Below are 25,289 nucleotides of genomic sequence, written 5' to 3'. Positions count from 1 at the left end.
AGCCCCTCTATTCTTCAATATTTACAACGTGATTCCCATCAAAGAAGTATAAACATTTCTCTTTTACAGGATGTTGTAAGCTTTTCTCCAGTGCTTTTGCATATAACGAAAGCTGCACTTTATATCGATCTTCTAAAATTGGTTTCGCTTGTTCGAATCCGCCTGGAAATTTCCCTTCAATCGTATCTGTTTTGAAGTCGATTAACGTAATGCCATCTTCCTCTTCAATCATGCAGTCGATAACCCCTTGGACAAGAATCGATTCCCCGCTATTCCCTTGCCAATCTTGATATGCTTCTTCTGCTGCAAGCATCATCGTAAATGGAACTTCACGCTCAACACTTTTCGCCGCTAATACCCTTTTACCTAAGTCACTGTCAAAGAATGAAATTACTTTTTCAATCGCTATTTCTTCCGCCTGCTCGAATGTTAATAATTCCTTATTTACCATTCCAGCAATTTGCTCTTGAAGAACTTCAACCGTAATCGGCTTCTTCAAATCAACATGCTGCATAACGGCATGGACTGCTGTTCCGCGCTCTGCGTACGTTAACCCTTTTTTCTCCATAAAGCGCGGACGTGTTTTAATTGGTGCACGTAGTTTTTTAATAAAGGCGTTATCACTACCATCTTCTGATTGATAATTTCTCTTTATTTCTGTAACAGATTGCTTCGCACGGTGAGATGTTGCTTCCTCATATCCGTACTTCCACATTAATCTGTCGTACACTTCATCTTTTCGTTCACTTTCTAACGGCACAGCCTTTTTCTCACGAAGCGCTTCTAACAATTCTTGTTTCTCTTCTTGAACTGGCTCTGGTGCAAGTAGCGTATTACCGTCCACAACTTCTACTTTCCAGCTAGTGTCATACCCGTAAATTTCATCTGGAATACTTCCTTGTCCTAATTCAAGAAGCATTTCACTATCACGGTGTCTATATAATGAAGGTGCAATCCAGTCTAAATAACAAGACGCCCCGGCACGTATGTGATCTGGTAATAACCATTCACTATGTTCCCTCGCATCAAGCCATTTTTCCATTTCCTTATTTGCATCCTTAACTGTTCCGATTAAAATTAACTTCTCTTTCGCGCGCGTCAACGCTACGTATAGTACGCGCATTTCTTCCGCAATTAATTCCATTTTCATTTTACGCTTAATCGCAAGCTGTGATAATGTTGTATATTTAATTCGTTTACGCGGATCGATAAATTGCGAACCGAAACCGAAATCTTTATGCAATAAGAAACGTTTCATTAAGTCTTGTGTATTAAAACGACGACCGAGTCCAGCTACAAATACAACCGGGAACTCTAACCCTTTACTTTTATGAATCGTCATAATGCGAACAACGTCTTCTTGTTCACCGAGGGCCCTCGCCGTACCCATGTCATCACCGCGTTCTAAAATACGTTCAATAAAACGTAAGAAGCGGAATAATCCTCTAAATGATGTTGCTTCGTATTGTCTTGCGCGGTCATATAGTACGCGTAAGTTTGCCTGCCTTTGCTTTCCAGCTGGTAAACCGCCAACGAAGTCGTAATAACCTGTCTCACCGTACACTTTCCAAATTAAATCAGAAAGTGATTGTTGACGTGCAAATTCACGCCATCCTTGCAGTAAGTTATAAAACCACTCTAATTTATCATGAAGTTCTTGCTCCTCTTCAAGTGGTGCCCCTTTTAAGAATGAGCTCATTACTTCATAAAACGAGCCTTTCTTTCCATGAGCACGAAGCGTCGCAAGTTCTTCATCGCTCAATCCAACGATTGGAGAACGAAGTACAGCTGCAAGCGGAATATCTTGCATCGGATTATCAATAACGCGGAATACGTTCATCATAATATTTACTTCTGTCGCTTCAAAGTAACCAGTCGCAAGGTCAGCGTACACTGGAATTCCTTGTAATTTTAACTCTTCCATAATTTGCGGGGCCCACGGCATGGAGCGAAGTAAAATAACGAAGTCGCGGTATTGTACTGGGCGCATACTATCATTTTTACGGTCATACACTTCATAACCTGAATCAACCATCGCTTTAATGCGCTGCGCCATAAGACGAGCTTCAAGCTGTGCTTTTTCGACTTCTGCACCTTCTTCTCCGTCTATTACTTCTTCTTCCGTTTGCTGAATGCACAGTAGTTCTGCCGCTACATCTTCACCTTCTGGATAGGTAGCACCTAACTTTAATTCAGCGTCTGCATCGTAGTCGATTTCTCCGACTTCTTCACCCATAATTTGTTTGAAGATAAAGTTCGTACCTGCTAACACTTCATGACGACTACGGAAGTTTTTCGCTAAGTCGATCTTCATTCCACCGCCCAATCCTTCTTGTGTGAAGCGTTTATATTTTCCTAGGAATAGTCCTGGTTCGGCTAGTCGGAAACGATAAATCGACTGCTTTACGTCACCAACCATGAACAAGTTTCCTTCACTCTCAGAATCTTTCGTTACGAATTTAATAATAGATTCCTGTACAAAGTTCGTATCTTGATATTCATCGACTAATACTTCAGCAAATTTATTACGATATTGGAGCGCCACTGCTGACGGATTCATTTCACCATTTTCACTTTGTTCACTTAAAATTTGTAAACAGAAATGCTCTAAATCTGTGAAATCGACCATTCCTTTATCTCGCTTCATCGCTTGGAAACGCTCTATAAATACTTTTACAAGTTGAACAAGCTTTTCTAATACTGGGTGCATATCTTGAAAATCTCGTAAGAAACTTTCAGGTTTTCGGCTAAATAACTCTTCTTGTAATTTCTTCACTTCATCTTTCGCTTTATTACGAAGAGAGTCTACTTGTTTTACAACATCTTCATTGTAATCACTTTTCTTAATACGCTTTAACGTTTGCCACGATACATTTTGCATCGCTTCATACAAACTTGTCCACGACTCATGAGCAGCTGATGATAGCGTTCCAAGTAAAGCTAGATCTGCTTGCAGGGTTTCAATGCGAGGCGCTGGACCGTCAGGAAGCATTGCGAGTTCAGTTGCCTTACGAATATGCTGTTCCGCTGTTTCAAGCTGGAATTTCACATCTTCTAATAAATAAGAAGCATATACTAAATCTTCAATTGTCTTTCCTTCTACGTCATATGCTTCTACTAATTTATCAAGCCATTTTTCCGGATTTGGATGCGCTCTTGACTCTGTATGAAGCGCTAAAATCATACGTTGTAAGTCATCATCACTACGGTCACTCGTATAACGATCAACAAGTTCAAAGAAGATTGTATTATCTTCGATTCCGTACTCTTCTTCTAATATGTCATCTAGCACTTCTTCTTTTAACAATTCATTTTCTGTTTGATTCGCAATACGGAAACGAGGATCAACATCAAGCATGTAGTAATATCCTCTAATTACTTGTAAACAGAATGAGTGAATTGTTGAAATGGAAGCTTTATTTAATAGGCTCAGCTGCTTTCTTACGTGTTGAGAGCCTGGTTCATCAATTAATACCTTTTCTAACGCTTCCCCGATTCGGTTTTTCATCTCTTGCGCCGCTGCATTCGTAAATGTTACAACGAGCAGGCGGTCGACATCGACTGGATTCTCTTCATTAATAATCTTTTTAATAATACGTTCAACTAATACTGCTGTTTTCCCTGACCCAGCTGCAGCCGCAACTAAAATATCACGTCCATTCGCTACAACAGCTTTCCACTGGTCATCTGTCCATTGACTACCTTCTGGTTTTTCAGGCCAATTTTCTATCATTCTCCGCCAACCTCCTCTCTTATTTTCTCCATCGCTTCGCTATCTTTCATATCTTTTAACGATCGGAACTGATTATCTTCAAGTGACTCATCAAATTGACAAACAGATTTGAAGTTACAGAACGTACATGCTGCTTTATTTCCCATTTTATAAGGAGCAATATCGATAACACCTTCTGTAATATCTTTTCCGATATTTTCAAACGTATGGTGTACATATTTTTGCAGTACGTTAAACTCTTGCTCACTTGCAATACTTGAACGCGCACTAAAGCTACCGTCTTTTTTCAGGCCAGCAGAAATAATATCTGAACTTCCTGTTGAAAGTTTGTTATCCATTAAACGAACAACGTCAGCATCTCCTAATACGAGTCCTTTCATTTTAAATTTCTTTAAAATTTCTTTTTCAATTTCAGCTTCAGATGCGTCACCTTTCATCTCAACGATTGGGTTATGAATATGGAAATACAATACACCAGCTGGTGATGCTGCGTGACCTTTTTTCATCCACGTCTGCGCATTCGAAGTAACAACATCTAAATACGTTAACATTTGAAGTGCTAATCCGTAATACACTTCCGTTAAATCTAACGCTTTTGAACTTGATTTATAATCAATAATACGTAAGAACGTCCCGTTTTCATCTTCTGCCTTATCAACACGGTCAATACGGCCGACAACTTCCATCTTCACACCATTTGGTAATGAGAATTCCATCGGCGGAAGTGATCCTGTACCACCCATACCGAACGGCACTTCTAAATCAACTGGTACGAATCCGCTTGACTTCGCATGTTCACGAAGAATGATTGACGTACGGAAAATGATTTGTTGTAGTTTTTGTTTTAAATAGAAATGACGGTTTGAACTTAATAAAATTTGTCGTTGTAATAACGGTGCGATTTCTTCTATTACTAAAACAGAAAGATGCTCACACTCTTTTATGGATAAATCCGCCCAAGTACGGTTTTCACGCAATAGCTTGTCCGCAATTTTCTTTAATGCCGCATGGAATAATTCGCCGATGTCCGGCGCATCAAGCTTGAAAATATCACGCTCTCTAAGCGATAAACCGTGCTGCGCAAAATGAGCGTATGCACAACGGTTAAATAGTTCCATACGAGAGACGCTTCCTTTAATTATATCTCCGTATAAATCTCTACTTACTGCTGTACTTAGTTTCTTCGCACGATTTCGATAGAATAAACTTGATAAGACGCGGCTACTTTTTTGTCTCCATTCATCTGAAGTTACGTAGAAATTATATACGTCCCACCAAAAGTCTAAATTCCCTTCAAATCCGTATCGCTTCCACGTTTGTAGTTGCTGCATAACGTAAGATAACGTTACTTCTGGCGTTGCTACGTATGAAATTTGTTCTGAACGTGATAAATCGTTTACGTCATTGGTAATAAATGAATCTTTCACATTAGGGAACATTCTTTTTATTTTCTTAATAAAGCTAGACGCAAGTAACGTCTTTCCTTCTTCATCTGCAAGCGGGCATGAAATATATAACTTCTCAGATGCTCTCGTTACCATTTGATACATAACGAACTGTTCTTTTAACAAAGTTTGTCTCGTCGTTGGCGCTAATTCAATCCCTGCTGCACCAAGAACTTCTCTTTCTTCATCAGAAAGCATACCTTCGTCCATAGGTGCTGCTGGAATAACACCCTCATTTACACCTATAATAAACGTTGCTTTCACGTCAGATAACCTGGAGTGATCAATATTAGCAATTAACACTTGGTCTAATGACGGCGGAATGTTAGCAAATTGAAGTGCCTCAAGACCTGTCGACATAACGTCCGTAAACATAGAAAGAGACATTTTCTCTTCACCAAGCATCTCTACAAACGTATCAAGAAGGCTCATTACTTCTTCCCATACTTGTTCATGATCTGTCGCAAATAAGAAATCTCCACTTTCTTCTGCACGTATACGTAATTCTTCTAGTTTTTTCGGAACATCCAGCTCTTCTAGAAATAAGTAAACTGCTTCACACATTTGCATAACTGTTCCTGCACGCTTTAACCTTTTTTGCATGCGAATAACAGGTGTTCTTACAACGTCACGTAACCTATTTATTTTCTCTTCCATTTCACGTTCACTGTCTGTAATCATCCCGTTCGTATCATCAAGAGAACGATAACGGCGATACATCCATGGATCCTCTGAAGTCCACCTCTTTCCTTGTACACCGTACGCTAAACAGTAATTTTCAAATTCATCCATTTCTTCACGCATCGTTTCTTTTCTTACGTCTAATGGATATAAAAGCTCTGTTTTCACGCAGCGGAACACCGCATCATAACGCCAATTCCCACTAATAATCTCGAGTGCAGAACGAATACATTCTACTAATGGGTGGTGTGACATCGGGCGCTTTTCATCGATGAAGTGCGGGATATTGTAATCTGTAAATAACGTGCGCATCACATCGTAATAACTTTCCCCATTACGAAGAAGCACTGCAATATCTCGGTAACGATATTTTTCATTCGCAACAAGTTTACGAATTTCACGAGCAACACCTTCTACCTCCGCTCGTAAATTCGCAGCTGTGCTAATCGTTACACTCGCTTCACCGTTAAATTTTTCATTCGGACGCGCTTCATAATGAGCTTCTAAATGCGCTAATGCGGGAGAATGAAAACGCGGCTGTTCCATAAGTGGAATTGTTTTTTCAATTTCTATTTTCTCTTCACGCGCTACTTGTTTGATTTTTTCATACGTTAACGTCGTTTCATAAAATAAATCGAGTTCATTTACTGGCTGTGCTAACGTTTTTTCATCTATCGTTAACGTGATCGTAACTCTCGCTCCGCAAATCATAAGCTGTCTTACAATCTCTAACTCTTGCGGGGAGAGTGAATGAAATCCATCTATATAAATTTCCGCACCATTTACATATTCAGACTGCGGAAGCTTTTCCACTAGCAATTGTAGGTAGTCTTCTGAATCTAAATATTTTCCAATTAAAGCACGTTCAAAATCATCGTATAGTAACTGTAAATCATACACTTTATTCGCTAGTAACTTTTGTTCGGCACTGCTACTATGCGCATCCAATTGTTGCCACATTTCATATACGTTAGATGGCGTTACATTGTAACGTTTAAACTCTGCAATCATACTGCCAAGATGTTCAAAGAAACCGTTTTGCTCCGCTGCTTTTTGGAACACCGATAATCCATCTTTACGAGACTCTACAATTTTACGGAGTAACATATGTACACCCGCTTCATCAATATGAAGACGACTCGCTCCGCCAACTTCTTGTAGTACCTTCCACGCTAATCGTGAAAAACTAAAAACTTGTGCCCGAATAGAACCTCTTACATCCTCACTTCCAATTAACGCCTGCTGCGTCTGGAATGTCATCTGTTCTGGCACAAGATATAATATTGTTTTCCCTCTCGGGCGTTGTTTTAACTCTTCTTGCACTTCGCGTAAACAAAGTGTACTTTTTCCACTTCCCGCTCTACCAATCACAAATCGAAGTGACATGTAACCCCACCTTTCACTTACATAACGAACGTTAGTTTGCTACTATAATTGTATTATAGTACACGAAAAAAGACAAACTGAGTTGTTTGTCTTTTCTATACTTCTACTTCATTATATCAACCTTTTGAAAAATTCGTTTGCACCTCTTGAATTGGCCAATATCGCAAATCAACTTTACCGACAACTGTATCAGCTTTTACAAAGCCAAAGTGTCTACTATCCCAGCTCCCGAGCCGGTTATCACCTACTACAAAAATAAACCCGGGTGGCACCAGCTTTTCTTTCGTTAACTCTTCTAATGTAAAGTCGCCTGTTAGTTGCCTTCCATTTATCTCTTTCTTATACTTCTCTAAATACGGCTCATCAATAAATTGACCGTTTATATATAACTTATCCTGCTTATATTCAATATGATCTCCAGGTAAACCGATAACCCGCTTTACATAGTCCTCTTTTTTATTCGCATGAAATACCACAACGTCAAATCTGTTCAAGTCCCCAACTTGATAACTCACCTTATTTACAACTAGCATATTGCCATCTTGCAATGTCGGCATCATTGACTTCCCCTCTACAACATACGTTGAAAAGAAAAACGTTCGAAAAAATACAGCTAATAATACACCAATTAAAATTGTTCGTATCCACTCTATGCCTTCTTTTTTCAAAGTTTTCTTCATCTGCTTCTCCCCTTATCCTTTAATACTGAAGCTTTCCTTTACAAAGAAGACTATTCTTAATGTAGTTCTAACTTTACTTCGATTTTCTTACCGACATACCATAAAATAAAAATACCAATCGCTACAATAACTGATTTCACTGGATTATGAATAAATGACATTAAATCATGACCGATATACGTTAAAATAAAAATCATCACAAGTTTTCCGAATGCTAACGCTAGACCAAACTGTTTTACACTAATTCGGGATAAACCAGCGACAACATTTATTAGCGCTGACGGTGTAAACGGAAAACAAAATATAACAAAAATCGGTGCGAATCCTTTCCTTTCAACCCACCCCATTGCTTTTCGTACTCTCTCATGCTTATTTACAAACGAAAAGAAACGACTGCGACCAAAATGGCGGATGATGAAAAAGACAAGTAATGCACCCATTACTGATCCAAGCCATGAATAAAGAAAACCGAGCCAAAAGCCAAATGCAACAGCATTCGCCAGTACAAATACAATAAGCGGTAATGCTGGAATCAACGCCTCTATCATCGGTAAACCAATACCAAGAAGTGGTCCGAACGCTTTATAACTCTCAACAATATGATCCATATTTTCTGGTGAAAAATACTCTTTGATTGTCTGAAAATCCATTCTACACTTTACCCCTTTACTCTAAATACTATCCCTACTGTATCATTGCTTATATGAAAGAGGAAATGGTAGATACGACATACGGAGATGTATTTATTAAAGTTTCCATATCTTTCATAAGAATTCCTTCATTATTTAGCTATGATAATCTATCAATATTCGACAGGACGTGTCTTTCATTTTGTTATTTAGATTGTTTTTCGGTTTTTATCGGTAAATGAAATTATACTGGTGATTTTCTAAATATATCAATTACAACTCGTTTTTTCTAATATATCGCCTTATCTACAAAGACTGACTGACAAACAAAAAAAGAATGGGGATTCCCCCATCCTTTCACACTTCGCCTTCCTTCACAAAATACACCTTCTCATAAGCGGGTCTTAATGTTGATTCCTCTTTTTTATCGACCTCTTTAAAACAAGGATTCCCTTGTTTTTTCCTACGATCTTCATATTCAGTACGTAATTTCGCTGTACGATTTTGTTGATTTTCAAAACTAGTTTTTGATATTTCTAATTTCACAGCAAAGCCATTTATAAATCTAATAATAAGATTTCCATCTTCTAATTCTTTATTACTTTCAATATAAAAATGAGACAACCAAGCGCACTCTTTTCTAGAGTAAGAATAGGTAGGGAAAAAATAAAGTTGATCTGCTGGACTAATCGCAATCGGTGCTTTATGTGTAATATGAGTTAACTCTTTCGTTCCTTCTTTTCTGCCTAAGAAACTAGAGCCATGCTTGCGGCAACTTCTTTCTATAATATCTAGAGGTTTTTGAAATACGAAAAAAGAATCATTCATTTCAACGACTCGCGTAACAATTTTCTTTTCACTTAGAATAACAGGAAGTAAGGCCATCGTATTTTTCGTTACAACATAATTTTCGACATAGCGTTCCACTTTACTTTCCATACTCCATTATCTCCTTTTTTCCATTTATATTAGCAGCTGCATATATAATTTTAGCATCTATGAAAAGGAAATAGCTTACAAGTTCCGCTTTTTTACAATTTTTTATCATTTATCAAACATTTGTTAAACAATAAAATCAAAATATAGAAATTAATTAATTTTAAAGTTATAAAAACAGCATTTATACTACCTATAAATATTTATTATCCATTCCTCATTTCACATCATTACAACAACTAACTTTGCTATAATTAAAATGTAAATCCAATATATGGAGGGCCACTATGGAAGAAAAAGAGATCCAACCATCGATTCAAATGAAAAATAGTAGCGTCATTATCGTGAAAAACTCAGCTAGTATTATATTCGGTTTATTTTTCATTCTGCTATTCTTTTCCAAACCGTTTCGTAAATCAAAATGTCCAGAATGTAAAGAACGTGAGAAGAAAAAATCAGGGCAAGAACAATAAAAGGCCTTCCTTTATGGAATGCCTTTTTACATTTGTAGTATCATTTTATTTATTCTTCTTCACCCTAAAAAAACAACTATATTTTCTTCTAAGGTTCTCTACATCTTTTTTGATTTGTAATATGATCCTTATATAAAACATGAGAAAGAGTATTTGTACTTGTTACCCGCTTTTAATTTTTATTAAAAAATTCAAATTTGTACATCTTTATCCATCACTAACAATTCGTTAATTAGTTAACTTTGCAATATAAGTTTTGTATATAATGTCATTCAAAAACAAAATATATATAAGTAGCTATTTATAATTACATTGCTTTTTATCGAATTCTAAAAAGGAGTTGTATACTATGGATAAAGAAAATCCATTAAATCAGCAGGTTAATAGCATTCCCTCAGATGCTCTGAATACCCCTAGTAAGGAACAAGAACAACTGTTAGAAACATCATCTCAAAACGTACAAAATTCCAACAACAACGCTAACAAAAAAGATGTTACTCAAGGTCTATCTGGAAAAGATTTCCCCATTTCAACAGAGAATACAAATTTATAGTTATTTACTATCATACGCAGCAAATGCTCTTGCTGAACTAATTCTTCTACAGAAACTAATACGCATTCCAGATAATTTTTTACCAGTTGTAACATCGAAAAAGAGATTTAGATATAAAAACAGGCTCTAAAAAAACTTTCTCCACAACAAAAAAAGGATGGCATTAGCCATCCTTTTTTCCATCATCAACTATAAAATTATAGTTTGATTACGTTTTTAGCTTGAGGTCCACGGTTACCGTCTTCGATTTCGAAGCTAACTTTTTGACCTTCTTCTAAAGATTTGAAACCGTCAGTTTCGATTGCTGAGAAGTGTACGAATACGTCGTTTTCGCCTGGAACTTCGATGAAACCGAAACCTTTTTCGTTGTTAAACCATTTTACTTGTCCTGTTACTGCCATAATTATTTCCTCCTAAGAAAATACAAATTTTAAATTTTTTAGTCTTCCTGTCTAAAAAAAGAATCCACACATTATCAAATACGAAACATAAACTAGTTCTCACATACTTTTTCTCGTTCGTTTTCAGCACTTGATAACATATGGATTGCTTAATTTAACTATTCAACTGACATCATCATAGCACATTAAAATAAAATGTACAATCTTTTTCGAAAATAGAATTTCTAATTTTTAGTATTTCTTATAAAATATAATTATCTCTATTCTAAATAAGGAGGAGTTTATGACCAATAAAATTCCTAAAAAAACATTAAAAAGAATTGAAGAGGATATTGAAAATAATAATCTTGGAAAAGCAAGAGATAGATTGCATGGCCTCATATTTACATACCCAAATGAATTACATCTTCGAAAACAACTCGGAGATATTTATTATAAATTACAATATCCAGAAATGGCTGGACGTTACTGGTATCTAGAAGAGCATAAAACAGGTATTATGCATGAATCATGTTTATTATTTGAAAAATCAATGGGAAATAGTCCTCATCATATTGCACGTGCTTTAAAGTTTAAAGGCGATTCTAACCATATAAAAGGTTTGTATAAAGATCAACCTTTATCTTTAGTGCAGAAGAAAGTAGCAGAGGAGTTAATTTATGAGTATAAAGAAACATGGAAAGATAAGCTAGTTCCTTTTGGCTGTCTAGCATTGCTTGCTTCCCTTCTCTTTTCTGCCGTTGTTGGTCTATTCACTATTTGGAATTGGATTTTTTAATCACAGGGGGAATTTTCACATGTCAAACTACGCTAAAGAAGAAAGGCTAACAGGGGGAAACGTCTCAAGCGTATATCGTTCTGAAAATACTGTTCGGCGAGAGTTAAAGCCAGACAGTGAAAAGATTCATAAGCTATTGCAACATTTAGAAAACAAAGGATTTCATTATGCTCCAAAGTTTTTAGGTGTAGATGAAAAGGATAGAGAGATTTTATCCTTTATTGAAGGAGAAGCTGGCAATTATCCTTTAAAAGAATATATGCGATCTAATGATGTATTAAAAGAAATAGCAAAGATGCTCCGCCTTTACCATGATGCTGTAAGTGATTTTCCGTTATTAGCTGATTGGAAACCGATGGATCGTACTCCAAATAACATTGAGGTTTTATGTCACAATGATTTTGCCATATATAACATTATTTTTAATAATAAGAAGCCAGTAGGGATTATTGATTTCGATGTTGCTGCTCCTGGTCCAAGACTATGGGATATCGCTTATACACTCTATACTTGTGTGCCTTTAAGTAGAGTGTATTATACTGAATCCGGTGAAGCCGTTCATTATGACTCATCGCAACATGCAGATCGTATTAAAGAGAGAGTGAATTTGTTCGTTCAGTCCTATGATAAAAATATGGATGAAGATTACTTAGGAATGGTGTTGCTTCGATTAGAAGGGTTATGTACATATATGAAACGAAAAGCTCAAGAAGGCGACTTGAATTTCCAAAGAATGATCGATGAAGGACATCTAGAGCATTATGAGAAAGATATGAAGTTTATTCGTGATCATAGGGCTGAGTGGAGTTGATTTAGTAATAAAGAAAAGTTAGTATCGTTTTTTGCCGAAAACTCAATCTCTCTTTTCGAATCGTTTAGAAAATAACAAGGGGCACCTTTCAAAAAGGTGCCCCTTCCTTTTATTTCGTAAACTGTGCTTCTTCCGTAGATCCTTTTAACGCTGTCGTTGATGAAGTTCCGCCTGTAATCACTTGTGCCACTTCATCAAAGTAACCTGTTCCTACTTCGCGTTGATGACGTGTTGCAGAGTAGCCATGTTTTTCAGCTGCGAATTCTGCTTGTTGTAGTTCAGAGTATGCTGCCATGCCGCGCTCTTTATAGCCACGTGCTAGTTCAAACATACCGTAATTTAATGAATGGAATCCAGCAAGTGTTACGAATTGGAACTTGTAACCGTAAGATGCGATTTCCTTTTGGAAGCTTGCAATTGTTTTTTCATCTAGTTTTTGTTTCCAGTTGAATGAAGGTGAGCAGTTATATGCAAGTAGCTTCCCTGGATGCTCCTTATGAATTGCGTCCGCAAATCGTTTTGCATCTTCTAAATTTGGTTCTGACGTTTCACACCAAACGAGGTCTGCGTACGGTGCATACGCTAAACCGCGCGCAATTGCTTGATCAAGACCTGCATTCGTACGGTAAAATCCTTCTGGTGTTCTTTCTCCTGTAATAAATGCTTTATCAACAGGATCAATATCGCTCGTAATTAAATCAGCTGCATCCGCATCTGTTCTTGCAACGATAATTGTCGGCACTCCCATTACATCTGCTGCAAGGCGTGCAGAAATTAAATTGCGTACTGCTGTTTGCGTTGGTAGTAGTACTTTTCCGCCTAAATGGCCACATTTTTTCTCTGAAGATAATTGATCTTCAAAATGCACACCTGATGCACCTGCTTCAATCATACCTTTCATCAGTTCGAATACATTTAATTGCCCACCAAATCCAGCTTCAGCATCTGCTACAATCGGTACGAAATAGTCTGTATCATCGCTTCCTTCCATATGCTGAATTTGATCCGCACGTTGAAGCGTTTGATTAATTCGTTTTACTACAGCAGGTACGCTGTTCGCTGGATATAAACTTTGGTCTGGATACATATGCCCAGAAAGGTTTGCATCAGCTGCTACTTGCCAACCACTTAAGTAAATCGCTTTTAACCCAGCTTTTACTTGTTGCATCGCTTGGTTTCCTGTTAATGCGCCAAGTGCGTTAATATAGTCTTCTGTATGAAGCGATGTCCAAAGCTTCTCAGCACCACGACGCGCTAACGTATGTTCAATATCAATTGACCCGCGCAGGCGAATTACATCTTCTGCCGAATATGGACGTGTGATCCCTTTCCAACGCTCATCTAATTCCCAGCTTTCTTGTAACTTCTCGATTCTTTCGTTTTTCATTTGTTCCATCCCCTTTTCATTTTTTATAAAATTTCATAACCCGGTAATGTTAAAAATGGTACGAATTCATCATTTCGAACGAGATTTGTAAACAACGTTGTCGCCTCTTGGAATCTCCCTTTCTTAAAGGCTTCCTTACCAATCTCTCTTTCTATTTTTGCTAATTCTTCTTCTTTTAATTCTTCCATTAATTCAAGCGTAATATTACGACCATCATTTAGTTTTCCACCTTCATGACGAATCCATTGCCATACTTGTGCTCTTGAAATTTCAGCTGTTGCCGCATCTTCCATTAAGTTATAAATGGGTGCTGCTCCCCGTCCGCTTAACCAAGATGCAATATATTGAATACCTACGCTAATATTCATGCGAAGGCCCTCTTCTGTAATCGTTCCCACCGGTACCTCTAGTAAATCGTTTTCTGTTACACATATTTCTTCACGTCTTCTAAAAATTTGATTTGGTGTTTTCATAATGTGATTAAACACTTCCATTGCAACCGGTACAAGTCCAGGGTGGGCAACCCAAGTCCCGTCATGACCGTCTAAAGCTTCGCGTTCCTTATCAGCACGCACTTTTTCAAAAGCTGCTTCATTTGCTTCTGGATTATTTTTAATCGGAATTTGTGCCGCCATTCCTCCAATTGCTGGTGCATTACGGCGGTGACATGTTTGAATTACTTTCAAAGAATACGAACGCATAAATGGCGTCGTCATCGTGACTTGTGCTCTATCTGGTAGTAAGAATTTATTATGATTACGGAAACTCTTTAAAAAGCTAAAAATATAATCCCATCTTCCGCAGTTTAAGCCAGCAGAATGATCTTTTAGCTCATACAAAATTTCATCCATTTCAAACGAAGCGTGAATCGTTTCCAGTAACACAGTTGCTTTAATCGTTCCATTTGGAATGCCGATATATTTTTGAGCAAATACGAATACATCATTCCATAATCTCGCTTCTAAATAACTTTCCATTTTCGGTAAGTAAAAGTATGGGCCGCTCCCTTTTGCTAAAAGAGCTTTCGCATTATGGAAAAAGTACAAGCCGAAGTCTACTAAGCTACCCGACATATTTTTCCCATCAACTTGCATATGCTTTTCCTCTAAATGCCATCCTCTTGGACGTACAATGAGTACAGCTGTTTTCTCATTTAATCTATATTCTTTCCCTTTATCATTTTCATGTGAAATCGTTCCCTTTACTGCATCTCGTAAATTGATTTGGCCTTCCACTGCATTTTCCCAAGTTGGTGAATTCGAATCTTCAAAATCCGCCATAAAAAGATGCGCTCCTGAATTTAAAGCGTTAATGACCATCTTTCTATCTACCGGTCCAGTAATCTCTACACGGCGATCCTCTAAGTCTTTTGGCAGCTTGGCAATTGTCCAATCCGCTTCACGTATGTGTTTTGTTTCTTCTAGAAACTTCGGAAACTCCCCTGCATCAATTCTCTTTTGTTTTTCTACACGTTTTTGTAAAAGTTCTATGCGGCGCTCATTAAAATTCTCATGTAGTTCCTTCAAAAAACTAAGCACCTCAGGTGTCAATATTTCGCTGTACGCTGGTAACATTTCTCCAACGAGTGTAACCCGTGAAGTTTGCGTCGACATATTAGCATCCCCTTCTTAAACTGTTTTATAACAGATTTGATTTCATGTTTTATATTATATAACAAATCTTCAGAAAAGGAAGTTTTTTTTGAAAATTCATTTCGTTTTTTTTCAAAACGCCATTCTTTCGCGCTTTATTTCATACAAAAAAGGCCGCTGTTATACAACAACGACCTTTTTGTATTATTTTTGAATTTCACTTTGACTAGTTAAACTTTATTACTGCCCTTGTTCCATATCATGCAATATTGCTCTATGTAAAAACTGTGCGTATTGTTCTCTCGTTACCTTCATGGACGGACCGAATTTACCTTCTCCGATTCCCATTGTAATACCATTTGTTTGTACTGCACTAATTGCATTCGTTGCCCATGAATTTGCTGAAACATCATTAAAGTTATGAGATCCCTTTGCCTGTAGGTCAAAAGCATTCGTAAGAACTTGTGCCATTTCCGCACGCGTTAACGTCGCCTTCGGTCTAAAGTTTCCATTCTCGTCTCCCTGGAAAATTCCGATTTCCGTTAGAGCCAATATCTCCTCGATAAAGCTTGTTGAATTTTCATCGATATCTCCATATGGGTTTTCATATTCATCTTGTTCTTCCATATCAAACACACGGTAAATTAAAGCTGCAACTTGCTCACGTGTTACATTATCCCCAAAACCGAATATTCCATCGCCATATCCCAAAATTATTTCTTGTTCCGCTAATTCATGAATTGCCTCATATGCCCAATGTCCTTTTGGTACATCTTTAAATACAATTGTATTTGCTTTTTGCAACGGTGCACTTTCCGCTTTTACACTATTACTCTCTGCTGAGAATAACACCCCACCCATAATTGTTAATGCTGTAGCTGTTTTTAATAATTTTTTGCTCATCAAATTATCTCCCCAATATGTATATGTTTTTTTAAAAATATACAGAATAAATGGTATAGTGACAATATATTTTCCGACACATTTCGTGACGGTTTTGTGAATCATATTACACATCATGTCTTTTTCATCGGGTTGATTATAAAGATTGTTTATAATCATAAAAATACATAAATACGAATAATAATTCTTTTTTAAACAAACAAAAAAGCACAAATTTTTCTATTTGTGCTTTCATATTTCACTCTACTTCCAATCCTCTTTCAAATGATAATTAATAATCGCATTATTAATAAACTGAGCATATTGTTCTCTAGGTACAGGGCGATTTAATTCATACATGCCATTCCCAGTTCCTCTCACAACATTATTAGATTGTAACGCACTAATTGCATCTTCTGCCCAGTGACCTTTTGGAATATCTTTAAATGTATGTTTTTGTTTCGTTTCAAAATTAAATGCTCGTTTTAAAATGACAGCCATTTCCGCTCTAGAGATTGGTGCTTTCGGCCTAAAATTCCCTTGGTCATCCCCTGTAAAAACACCACGTTTTGTTAACGCTAAAATTTCCTTTTTAAAAGTGGTTGTACTATCAGAAACATCTTTATATGGATTCGCTACTGGCCCTTCTTCTTTTATCTCAAGTGTTCTGTAAATAGTCCCAGCTACTTGTTCACGTGTTATAAGATCGCCAACACCATACTTCCCGTTTCCATACCCTAATATAATTTTATGATACGCTAAATCCATAATAGCATCATATGCCCAAAATCCGTATGGAACATCTTCAAACACAATCATTTGTGGATACTCTTCCGCTTTTACAGGTGTCACATTCGCCCCTGCAAATATACCTCCTGCCATTGTCGCAATCATCATTACACCCAATATTTTTTTCTTCATTATCCTCTCTCCCTATTTCATTCAAATAAAATGAACTTCATTGTTTCAGGAGTACTATTTTTTTTGTGAATGTAAGATAAAATGCAAATCTTCTAGAAGAAATATTCCCACTACCTTTCTGCTTTATACCCCCTTCTTTCTTTTTCAAAAAGGAAGTTGTCACATCTAAGGTTGTTATATACTAAAACATTCTACAATCTCTTTATAAACTCCTTTTCACTTTATAACTTCCCTTTATTGGCACCTAAAGGAGATGCCTAATGGAGATTACTATATTCATGGTTTATATTTCAGAGGTAGCATCCCCCTTCACTGATAACTCGCTTTCGCTGAATTTTGAGGTGGGGGTCTTACTGCCCAGCAAATAACGGGATAAAAAAATCATCCTTTTTTCTTAAAAGAGGATGATTTTTTTATATTTATTAACACTCAAATATGCTACTACTTTTGAAGAGTAAATTGGGCAACTATTTGTTTTAATTCTCCTGCTGCGTTATGCATATGTTCAATTGAAACCGAAATCTCTTGAACAGATTTTTCTTGCTGTTGAATAGACTCTTTTACCCTATCAGTTCGGTCAGATGATCTTTGGGAAATTTGAGCCATGTCTTCTGCAGAAGCCGAGATTTCCTCACTACTCGCTGCAATTTCATCTGTAGACATAGATACCGTTTGAATTTGCTCAGATACTTGCTGTACTTTTTCTGTAATTGTTCCAAATACTTTTTCTGTATGCATTACTACTTGTGTACCTGCCTGTACCTCATTATCTACTTTCCCCATCATATGTACCGTATGGTTCGTTGTTCCCATAACTTGAGTAATAAGATTCTCAATTTGTTTTGCAGAATCACTAGATTGTTCTGCTAATTTCCGCACTTCATCTGCCACAATTGCAAATCCTCTACCACTTTCACCAGCACGTGCAGCCTCAATTGCGGCGTTTAATGCTAATAAGTTAATCTGGGAGGTAATACCTTGCATAACATCAATGATTTTAACAATTTCTTCTGATTGTTCTTTCATAGTCTCTACTTGTTTCACACCGCTATGTACCGAATTTTGGATTGTATCCATCTGTTGAATCATTTGTTTCATTAATTTGTTACCACTCTCTGCATCTAATGCTGATTGAGCAGATAATTCATTTACAGAGGATGATGTATTGACTATACTCTGCATTCCTTGCGTCAACTCTTCCATCGCACCCGCAGTTTGTTCCATTGCTTGCATTTGACTCTCTGCACCATTTGCAACTTCTTCAATATCCATAGTGATTTTCTTCGCTGCACTACTAGATACTTCTGATGCAGATACTACTCCGTCTGCATGTTGGAATAAAAGCTGAATATTATTCTCTACTTCTTGCATATTTGTTCTTAGCCCTGCAATCATCTCGTTAAAATTACTTACTAATACACCTAATTCATCCTTAGCAGTATAATCACCATGTACGGTTAAATCTCCTTCTTTCGCTCTTTCCATCATACGACTAACCGTTTGTAAAGGAGCAACTATGAGCTTGCTAATAATATAACTTACTATACATATAACGATTGTAGTAACTACTACAAGAATGATAAAGGTAATAACGGAACGATCAATCATTTTTTGAGAATCTTTAAATACTTGGTCAGCTAAATTTGAAACATACGATTCTAGATCCACTGCATAACCAGCTAACTCTATTCCCTTCGGTTTTAATTCTTTCTGAAATTCATTTACCATTTGTGGCTCATTTGTTGCCTTCGCCTTTTCAAATAATTTTTTATATGTATCTTTATAACTTGGCAAAGATTTCTTCATCTTCTGAAATAGTTCATCCTCTTGCTTACTTAAATTAAAACCATCATCATATTCTTTTAATAAAGAATCATATTTTTTAAGATCCTTTTCAATATTATCAATTATCCCCTCTTTATTTGCCACTTCATTTTGTGATGCCGTAATTAATTCTAGTAAGTTATATTCTAATGAATTTTGTGTACGAAGCATTCCTTCTAATAAAATTGCAGAATATTGATAATCATCTACTACAACCTCTGTATCGTGCTTAATCTTATTAATAGAATTAATTGCTACACTGCTCATAATTACCATACCTAAAACTGCTAATGAAATAAGCGCTAATAATTTATATTTCACTTTTAAATTTTGTAAAAAATACATTTTTCCACCTTTATTCCTTTATATATAGATTTTTAGAATTTTATAGCTTATTATTTACAAAATCGTAATAAAAAGCAATGATAAATATTCCCAATATGAAACTTATATCTCTATAAAAAAAGAAGTAGCTATCATGCTACTCCTTTTTGCTTTGTTTCTCATATTGTTCAAACGTATGAATTCTTTCAAAAATTGGTGGGTGCGTGTATAAGAAAAATTTTACTAACGCAGGCGGATTTACTTGGCTTAAACTTGTTTTTGATAAATATTGAAAAGTTTTCACACCAGATTTCCCATCCTTCGTCATATTTAAAGCATATTGATCTGCCGCTCTTTCTTCTATACGTGAAACGTAGTTTGTTGCTGGTTGTGCTGCAAAAGAGAGGACAGAAGAAATTAAGAAAAATAAAGGTAACATGGAGAAACATGCTACTTTTGAAATTTGCAATGTATCTCCCCATTTGCGAATACACATATTTATAATACGACTAATTAAAAACATACCTATAAACGATAGCAATACATAACTTGCAACGCCAAAATATATATGTTTCATAACATAATGCCCCATTTCATGGGCCATTATAAATAAAATCTCTTTATCTTTTAACTGCTTAAGTGTTGTATCCCACATTACAATACGGGCGTTAGGGCCAATTCCTGTTACGTAAGCATTTAATGCATTCGTTTTTTCTGACATATTTACTTCATATACGTGTTTAGCAGGAATGTCCGCTTTGTCTGCTATCGCTAAAATTTTCGTTTCTAATTCTTTATTTTTCAGCGTCGAGAATTCGTTATACAGTGGATCAATAACGACAGGCTGTATGAATGTTAAAAAGATTGTAAATGGAACAGAGAGCGCCCATCCTGCGAGCCACCATCTCTTCGGAAATTTACGGATAAGCCATAATAGAACGGTAACTACGATTAACATAGTCGCATAACTTTCCCAAAAACCGATAACATGATCTTTTATCCAGCTTTGTGTACTTTGTGTTGAAATGCCGTAATCAACGGACACTTTCCGGCCAATCCATTGCATCGGTAAGGCAAGCACTGTTGTCAATAATGATAAATAAAAGAAATAAATCGCAACTTGCAAAACACTTATTTTAGTCGTTTCCTTCGACCATTTCTCAAACTTTCTTGAAATACCTAGCACAAGTACAAATAATAAAATAATCCATTCAAGAGGCGTCGCTAAAAAGTATAGTAAATTTTTCACGCGCGAATAATCTTGGCTTAGCGTAAGCTCTCTCGTACTCATAAACGTTTCTGGATCTGCACTCGTTCCCTTATACATGTCCGGAATAAGTTCATGATTCCATCCAAATAAATACCAATATATAAGTAACGCAAATCCAACGTACAAAAAAAGCGACCAACCGATAACCTTCTTCACGCTATTCCCTCCTCTATGCTGCCTGTCTATTATTATTGTAAGTTCGTACACGCTAAATTAGAACAAGCTTATTATGTGAATTGCTCTGGATCTTTTTATTTACATAAAAAAACTCTTCTACATAAGAAGAGTTTTACCTATCTTTAAACACTTTCTTCGGTTCACAATCCGTACACTTACAAACCAACACGTACCCTACTTGCTTTTTAGATAAAATAAAAAGCCTCTTTAAGGAAGTACATCTATTAATAAACTAAAATCTTGTAAAGAGAAAGAACTATATTTCATAATACCCTGTACAGCTAAAAGTAAAACAAGACCGATCACACACATATAGTTAACGCTTTCTTCATTCTTTTTTTCAGTAACGACTCCACCACTTATACATAAAATCCCTAGCAAATGGAGCGCTAAATAAATGAAAAAATAAGCTTCCTCCCAGCGCAAAATAACATTCACTGTCGTTATTAACACTAGACTAAGTAAAATCAAATAAAAAAACTTATTTGATGATATCGTTTCATTCATATAATTTTATACATCCCTTTCAAATTTCGAATTAATGATGTTTCAAAGCTATAAAGTAAATGATTGTTTTTATACCATAAAACAAAAGGAAAGCCACCATTACTTTCTCGAATACTTTATGAATCCACATATACTTCTCTTCATTCTTTTTGAAGATGCGCTTCATCATTTCTTCTACAATTAGACCAAATATTAGTAAAACCCCGAACACAATAAGAAGAGAAATAATATTTTCTTTTAAATGAGTACTAGAAAATAAGTAATACTCTGGAAACACAATCGTATCTACTACAGGTTGAAGCCAATGACAAACGCTTTTATCACACATATCTGTAATAGACGTAGAATCTATAATGTCTTTTAATATTTTTTCAACCGTCTTCTTCATCTTATTTACTCCCGACTACATCTGAAAAGCTCTTTTCCTGCTCTGCATATATAACCGGCACTTCTTTACTCCAATATTTGCGATTAACAAATAAAAAGATAAGTACTAAGTTTAATCCTGTTATAAAAATAATAAGTCCAGGAAAGAATGTCGTATAATTTGAAAAATCGGCAAAACTAATAATTTTTTCTCTACTTATTAGAAAAGACGCACCTATTACAAATGCATTGTTTAACATATGTATTGCAATTGGCATGAGTAAACTTTTCGTACGAATATATACGATTGACAATACGATGCTGAATATGGCTGCACCGAGGAAATCAACATGTAACAACGCAAACAATATTGCTACAACGATGGTCGCTATGCTCGTTCCCCATTTTGTTGCAAAACGTTGAAGTAAAAATCCGCGAAAAACAAATTCCCCGATAATTGGTGCGATGAATACGACCCTAATGACTTGAGATACATATCCCCCAGTACTATCTACAATTGGTTCATGCAGGGCGCTCATAATAAAGTCCGGTGTAATCCATGCAAAACTATACATATACAAAATAAGATACCCGTAACTAAACATGCATAACATAACCGTAATGTATAAAACTTGTACCAAGTTAAATGTTTCATTTTTATTAACAAATAATGAAAATGAAATGTGGTGCTTTCTATACTCATAAGAAATCCATACCATCGGAAGGATATAGAATATAAGGATATTTATAAAAGAAGAATTTTGTATATGAAATATACTTGTTAGCAAATCGCCACTACTTCTCGCTATTAAAATTAATAGTGCAAATACAATTAAAAAATATCTAGCTCGCATCACTTGAAACGGGTTCACACTCATCTCCTCCCCTATGTTACTTTTATCATATCATTTGATTCTTAATTTTTTGCGAAAGAAAACCTTAAAATTTCCTTAAAAATTCCATAAGTTACAAAATGATGATATGATATTCGAGAAAATTAGGAGGGATGTTTATGTACCAAGCAAATATTTTACTCGTTGATGATGAAACAGCAATTTTACAATTACTAACTACCATTCTTGAAAAAGAAGGCTTTTCTCATATTACAACTGCAACATCAGCTGAAATGGCTTTATCTCTAACTAAGCAAAACAATTACGATTTAATTATTTTAGATGTAATGCTTCCTGGACAATCTGGTTTTGATATTTGTCCAATCATTCGCCAACAAACAGATTGTCCAATTTTCTTCCTATCAGCAAAAGCATCTGATTTAGATAAAATATCCGGATTTTCATACGGTGCAGATGATTATATTACGAAACCATTTAATCCATTAGAAGTAGTAGCACGTATGAAAGCACAGCTTCGGAGACATATGAAACAAACCGTACCACACGAACAAAAACCACACTCAATTTCATTTGGAAGATTTGAAATTGATCAGCACTCTGCAGAACTAACAGTAGATGGGCACATTGTCGAATGTTCTGCTCAACTCTTTCAACTACTACTCTTCTTTTGCGAGAATCCGAACTACGTATTTTCGAAAGAGGAAATATACGAAAAAGTTTGGGGAGCACCTGCCTATAATGGCGATGACAACACTGTTATGGTCCACATTCGAAAACTACGTGAAAAAATTGAACATGATCCAAGTAAACCAGAATATATAAAAACCGTTCGCGGGCTTGGTTATAAGTTCGTTACAAAGTAGGGTGACGATATGAATTTTAATAAACGACTTATTATTCAATTTATCATGCAACACGTTTTTGTTTTAGTTACATTACTTATCGCTGTAGTTGCTGCTTTTACTTATTTAATTTTTCTTCTTACTAGTACTTTATACGAACCTAACATTCCAGATTCTGATAGTTTTACAATTTCAAAATACATCTCTTCAGAAGATGGGCATATTTCGTTACAATCTGAAGTGCAAGATTTAATAAAGGAGAAAAATGATTGGCTCCAAGTTGTAGATGAAAACGGAAAAATCCTCTACCACTTTAATACACCAAATGATGTTCCGGATGCTTATACGAAGACATCTTTAGTCGCATATATACAACATCATATCGAAAGCAATTATAAATTTACATATTGGGAAATTGAATTAGAAGAAAAGAAAGCACTTGTTATTTATGGTGGTATGTTAAAAAGCAATGCGTTACTGACAGCAATTCAAAAGGAGCATTCCTCTTTAACGATGGATTCGTTCGCATTAACAGACCAAGAAAAACAGTTACTATCTAAAGAAAAAGCAACACTTCAAATATTTAATCAAAATGGCGAAGAGGTTTTTTCCTATCCAACTGGAAAGAAAAAAACATTTTCAGCAATACAAATTGCCCTTAATGAAAAAGAACCGTGGAATCATAAAGAAAACACGTCTAGCTTTTACGATGCAAATAGTGGCAACCTTCTCGTTGTAACTGCAAAAAATGAGCACTACTATCCAGATGACGAAATTGAAGATGTATTTACTAAGAAGTTTCTCATCGGATGCGGATTAATCCTTCTTATCGTATTTGTTTATTTAGTCATTCTTTCTATTTGGTACGGTAATAAATTCGGAAAACCGTTATTACATGCGATGCGCTGGCTAAAAAATATCGCTGGTGGAAAGTATGAAGAACCTATTAGTAAAAAAGGAAAACCTGTCAGGTTCCGGCGATCTGGTAAAGAAAAATGGTCATTCCGTTTGTTTAGAGATGTAACAAGTTCACTAGAACACCTTTCTATTACACTCAAAAAAAATGATGCGATGAGGCAAGTACTCCAGCAAACACGAGAAGAATGGATTACCGGTCTAACGCATGATTTAAAAACACCACTTAGCTCTATATATGGCTACGCATTATTACTCGAATCGAATCAATATAACTGGACTGATCGTGATATTCAGCAATTTGGTAGTGTTATGAAAGAGAAATCTCAATATATGACGACATTAATTGATGATTTAAGCTTAACGTATCAATTAAAAAATAACAGCCTTCCTGCCCAACACGTAAACGTTGAAATCAATCAGTTCGTTCAAAAAGTATTATTGCAATTTATTAACAATCCAACACTCCAAAATCAAAATATTGAATTCGTACCGAGCTCAAATAAAATTCAATATTTCATTGAAGAAAAATGGTTCCAGCGTATTATCGAAAACTTACTCGTAAACGCGGTAAAACATAATAACGAAACAACTACTGTCATCGTAAAACTATCACAAAACGCTAATTCCTTTACACTCTCCATTTCAGATGATGGAAAAGGAATGGATGAAAAAACGAAAGAACTTCTATTTGAACGATATTACCGCGGAACAAACACAGAAGAAAGCAACATTGGAACTGGACTTGGCCTAGCCATTACAAAACAGCTCGTTCATGCTCATAACGGGACAATTTCCGTTGATAGTGCACTCGGAAAAGGAACGACGATTATTCTTGTGTTTCCGTTTCGTTCGTAGGAAAGACGCTATATGGTGTCTTTTTTTCTTTTCTGGGAGAGTTTTGCGGTAATTGAAATTATGC

The 25,289-nt window shown here is 35.9% G+C and carries 21 protein-coding genes and 1 pseudogene; 6 read left to right on the top strand and 16 right to left on the bottom strand.

What is annotated here, in order from left to right; genetic code table 11:
* Positions 1 to 7: 7 nt before the first annotated feature.
* From addA to QO049_RS15050, 5 genes are all read right to left on the bottom strand, one after another.
* Complete coding sequence (gene addA / locus QO049_RS15070; protein ID WP_246962301.1) at positions 8 to 3,733, bottom strand: helicase-exonuclease AddAB subunit AddA; 3,726 nt, start codon at positions 3,731 to 3,733, stop codon at positions 8 to 10.
* On the bottom strand, positions 3,730 to 7,245 hold the full coding sequence (gene addB, locus QO049_RS15065; protein ID WP_284489317.1) for a helicase-exonuclease AddAB subunit AddB: 3,516 nt from the start codon (positions 7,243 to 7,245) through the stop codon (positions 3,730 to 3,732). The genes addA and addB overlap by 4 nt, the downstream gene beginning before the upstream one ends.
* A gap of 116 nt (positions 7,246 to 7,361) precedes the next feature.
* Positions 7,362 to 7,925, bottom strand: coding sequence for a signal peptidase I (gene lepB / locus QO049_RS15060; RefSeq protein WP_000751910.1), 564 nt, complete (start codon positions 7,923 to 7,925; stop codon positions 7,362 to 7,364).
* 56 nt (positions 7,926 to 7,981) lie between these two features.
* On the bottom strand, positions 7,982 to 8,575 hold the full coding sequence (locus QO049_RS15055; protein ID WP_000347518.1) for a TVP38/TMEM64 family protein: 594 nt from the start codon (positions 8,573 to 8,575) through the stop codon (positions 7,982 to 7,984).
* A 336-nt stretch (positions 8,576 to 8,911) separates the two neighbouring features.
* Positions 8,912 to 9,493: a competence protein ComK gene (locus QO049_RS15050; protein ID WP_000444439.1), complete on the bottom strand. Its 582-nt coding sequence runs from the start codon at positions 9,491 to 9,493 to the stop codon at positions 8,912 to 8,914.
* Positions 9,494 to 9,777: 284 nt separating this feature from the next.
* On the opposite strand from QO049_RS15050, the gene QO049_RS15045 reads away from it, so the two are divergent.
* Entirely contained in the window at positions 9,778 to 9,963 is a 186-nt protein-coding gene (locus QO049_RS15045) for a hypothetical protein (RefSeq protein WP_025967005.1), read from the top strand.
* Between the two features lie 349 nt (positions 9,964 to 10,312).
* Positions 10,313 to 10,516, top strand: coding sequence for a hypothetical protein (locus QO049_RS15040; RefSeq protein ID WP_000356922.1), 204 nt, complete (start codon positions 10,313 to 10,315; stop codon positions 10,514 to 10,516).
* A 197-nt stretch (positions 10,517 to 10,713) separates the two neighbouring features.
* Here QO049_RS15040 and cspA read toward each other — a convergent pair whose 3' ends face one another.
* The gene (cspA, locus tag QO049_RS15035) at positions 10,714 to 10,917 is read right to left on the bottom strand and encodes an RNA chaperone/antiterminator CspA (RefSeq protein ID WP_000301518.1); all 204 of its coding nucleotides are present in this window, start codon (positions 10,915 to 10,917) and stop codon (positions 10,714 to 10,716) included.
* A 283-nt stretch (positions 10,918 to 11,200) separates the two neighbouring features.
* Between cspA and QO049_RS15030 the strand changes: the two genes are divergently transcribed.
* Both QO049_RS15030 and QO049_RS15025 read left to right on the top strand, forming a co-directional pair.
* A complete protein-coding gene (locus QO049_RS15030) occupies positions 11,201 to 11,695 on the top strand; it encodes a DUF6584 family protein (RefSeq protein ID WP_058839340.1) in 495 nt (164 codons plus the stop codon).
* A 19-nt stretch (positions 11,696 to 11,714) separates the two neighbouring features.
* Positions 11,715 to 12,506, top strand: coding sequence for a phosphotransferase (locus QO049_RS15025; RefSeq protein ID WP_246962299.1), 792 nt, complete (start codon positions 11,715 to 11,717; stop codon positions 12,504 to 12,506).
* Between the two features lie 109 nt (positions 12,507 to 12,615).
* Here QO049_RS15025 and aceA read toward each other — a convergent pair whose 3' ends face one another.
* From aceA to QO049_RS14980, 10 genes and pseudogenes are all read right to left on the bottom strand, one after another.
* Positions 12,616 to 13,893, bottom strand: a complete 1,278-nt coding sequence (gene aceA, locus QO049_RS15020; RefSeq protein ID WP_000787346.1) for an isocitrate lyase — start codon at positions 13,891 to 13,893, stop codon at positions 12,616 to 12,618.
* A 23-nt stretch (positions 13,894 to 13,916) separates the two neighbouring features.
* Positions 13,917 to 15,506 (bottom strand): malate synthase A, encoded by a 1,590-nt coding sequence (aceB, locus tag QO049_RS15015; protein WP_118414194.1) that lies wholly within the window; start codon positions 15,504 to 15,506, stop codon positions 13,917 to 13,919.
* 219 nt (positions 15,507 to 15,725) lie between these two features.
* Positions 15,726 to 16,493: an S-layer homology domain-containing protein gene (locus QO049_RS15010; RefSeq protein WP_114159535.1), complete on the bottom strand. Its 768-nt coding sequence runs from the start codon at positions 16,491 to 16,493 to the stop codon at positions 15,726 to 15,728.
* A gap of 138 nt (positions 16,494 to 16,631) precedes the next feature.
* Positions 16,632 to 17,288 carry an S-layer homology domain-containing protein gene (locus QO049_RS15005; RefSeq protein ID WP_246962295.1) on the bottom strand — a complete coding sequence of 219 codons (657 nt, stop codon included), beginning with the start codon at positions 17,286 to 17,288 and terminating at the stop codon, positions 16,632 to 16,634.
* 441 nt (positions 17,289 to 17,729) lie between these two features.
* Positions 17,730 to 18,521 (bottom strand): methyl-accepting chemotaxis protein, encoded by a 792-nt coding sequence (locus QO049_RS30950; RefSeq protein ID WP_423774752.1) that lies wholly within the window; start codon positions 18,519 to 18,521, stop codon positions 17,730 to 17,732.
* Between the two features lie 156 nt (positions 18,522 to 18,677).
* Positions 18,678 to 19,457: pseudogene (locus QO049_RS30945) on the bottom strand (MCP four helix bundle domain-containing protein); the annotation flags it as partial.
* A 136-nt stretch (positions 19,458 to 19,593) separates the two neighbouring features.
* Positions 19,594 to 20,862, bottom strand: a complete 1,269-nt coding sequence (locus QO049_RS14995; protein ID WP_246962291.1) for a M48 family metallopeptidase — start codon at positions 20,860 to 20,862, stop codon at positions 19,594 to 19,596.
* Positions 20,863 to 21,090: 228 nt separating this feature from the next.
* Positions 21,091 to 21,390: a DUF2101 family protein gene (locus QO049_RS14990; protein ID WP_098283237.1), complete on the bottom strand. Its 300-nt coding sequence runs from the start codon at positions 21,388 to 21,390 to the stop codon at positions 21,091 to 21,093.
* Positions 21,391 to 21,421: 31 nt separating this feature from the next.
* A complete protein-coding gene (locus QO049_RS14985) occupies positions 21,422 to 21,778 on the bottom strand; it encodes a hypothetical protein (RefSeq protein ID WP_000754332.1) in 357 nt (118 codons plus the stop codon).
* A 1-nt stretch (position 21,779) separates the two neighbouring features.
* Positions 21,780 to 22,628, bottom strand: coding sequence for a CPBP family intramembrane glutamic endopeptidase (locus QO049_RS14980; RefSeq protein ID WP_065845478.1), 849 nt, complete (start codon positions 22,626 to 22,628; stop codon positions 21,780 to 21,782).
* Between the two features lie 140 nt (positions 22,629 to 22,768).
* On the opposite strand from QO049_RS14980, the gene QO049_RS14975 reads away from it, so the two are divergent.
* On the top strand, positions 22,769 to 23,473 hold the full coding sequence (locus tag QO049_RS14975; RefSeq protein ID WP_000283870.1) for a response regulator transcription factor: 705 nt from the start codon (positions 22,769 to 22,771) through the stop codon (positions 23,471 to 23,473).
* 9 nt (positions 23,474 to 23,482) lie between these two features.
* Positions 23,483 to 25,225 (top strand): sensor histidine kinase, encoded by a 1,743-nt coding sequence (locus QO049_RS14970; RefSeq protein ID WP_246962289.1) that lies wholly within the window; start codon positions 23,483 to 23,485, stop codon positions 25,223 to 25,225.
* Positions 25,226 to 25,289 lie beyond the last annotated feature (64 nt).

Source organism: Bacillus sp. RB3 (assembly GCF_030164735.1).
GTDB lineage: Bacteria > Bacillota > Bacilli > Bacillales > Bacillaceae_G > Bacillus_A > Bacillus_A cereus.
The sequence above is the reverse complement of the archived record's forward strand: the minus strand, read 5'-3'. Positions and strand labels throughout refer to the sequence as shown.

What these genes read in the sequence shown, in the direction of transcription:
- QO049_RS15050 (WP_000444439.1), bottom strand. Translation starts at nt 9,493, where the DNA reads ATGGAAAGTAAAGTGGAACGCTATGTCGAAAATTATGTTGTAACGAAA.
- QO049_RS15010 (WP_114159535.1), bottom strand. Translation starts at nt 16,493, where the DNA reads ATGATTCACAAAACCGTCACGAAATGTGTCGGAAAATATATTGTCACT.
- QO049_RS14970 (WP_246962289.1), top strand. Translation starts at nt 23,483, where the DNA reads ATGAATTTTAATAAACGACTTATTATTCAATTTATCATGCAACACGTT.
- QO049_RS15030 (WP_058839340.1), top strand. Translation starts at nt 11,201, where the DNA reads ATGACCAATAAAATTCCTAAAAAAACATTAAAAAGAATTGAAGAGGAT.
- QO049_RS14975 (WP_000283870.1), top strand. Translation starts at nt 22,769, where the DNA reads ATGTACCAAGCAAATATTTTACTCGTTGATGATGAAACAGCAATTTTA.
- addA (WP_246962301.1), bottom strand. Translation starts at nt 3,733, where the DNA reads ATGATAGAAAATTGGCCTGAAAAACCAGAAGGTAGTCAATGGACAGAT.
- QO049_RS14990 (WP_098283237.1), bottom strand. Translation starts at nt 21,390, where the DNA reads ATGAATGAAACGATATCATCAAATAAGTTTTTTTATTTGATTTTACTT.
- QO049_RS15005 (WP_246962295.1), bottom strand. Translation starts at nt 17,288, where the DNA reads ATGAAGAAAAAAATATTGGGTGTAATGATGATTGCGACAATGGCAGGA.
- cspA (WP_000301518.1), bottom strand. Translation starts at nt 10,917, where the DNA reads ATGGCAGTAACAGGACAAGTAAAATGGTTTAACAACGAAAAAGGTTTC.
- QO049_RS15040 (WP_000356922.1), top strand. Translation starts at nt 10,313, where the DNA reads ATGGATAAAGAAAATCCATTAAATCAGCAGGTTAATAGCATTCCCTCA.
- addB (WP_284489317.1), bottom strand. Translation starts at nt 7,245, where the DNA reads ATGTCACTTCGATTTGTGATTGGTAGAGCGGGAAGTGGAAAAAGTACA.
- aceB (WP_118414194.1), bottom strand. Translation starts at nt 15,506, where the DNA reads ATGTCGACGCAAACTTCACGGGTTACACTCGTTGGAGAAATGTTACCA.
- QO049_RS15055 (WP_000347518.1), bottom strand. Translation starts at nt 8,575, where the DNA reads ATGGATTTTCAGACAATCAAAGAGTATTTTTCACCAGAAAATATGGAT.
- QO049_RS15045 (WP_025967005.1), top strand. Translation starts at nt 9,778, where the DNA reads ATGGAAGAAAAAGAGATCCAACCATCGATTCAAATGAAAAATAGTAGC.
- lepB (WP_000751910.1), bottom strand. Translation starts at nt 7,925, where the DNA reads ATGAAGAAAACTTTGAAAAAAGAAGGCATAGAGTGGATACGAACAATT.
- QO049_RS14985 (WP_000754332.1), bottom strand. Translation starts at nt 21,778, where the DNA reads ATGAAGAAGACGGTTGAAAAAATATTAAAAGACATTATAGATTCTACG.
- aceA (WP_000787346.1), bottom strand. Translation starts at nt 13,893, where the DNA reads ATGAAAAACGAAAGAATCGAGAAGTTACAAGAAAGCTGGGAATTAGAT.
- QO049_RS30950 (WP_423774752.1), bottom strand. Translation starts at nt 18,521, where the DNA reads ATGCAAGCAATGGAACAAACTGCGGGTGCGATGGAAGAGTTGACGCAA.
- QO049_RS15025 (WP_246962299.1), top strand. Translation starts at nt 11,715, where the DNA reads ATGTCAAACTACGCTAAAGAAGAAAGGCTAACAGGGGGAAACGTCTCA.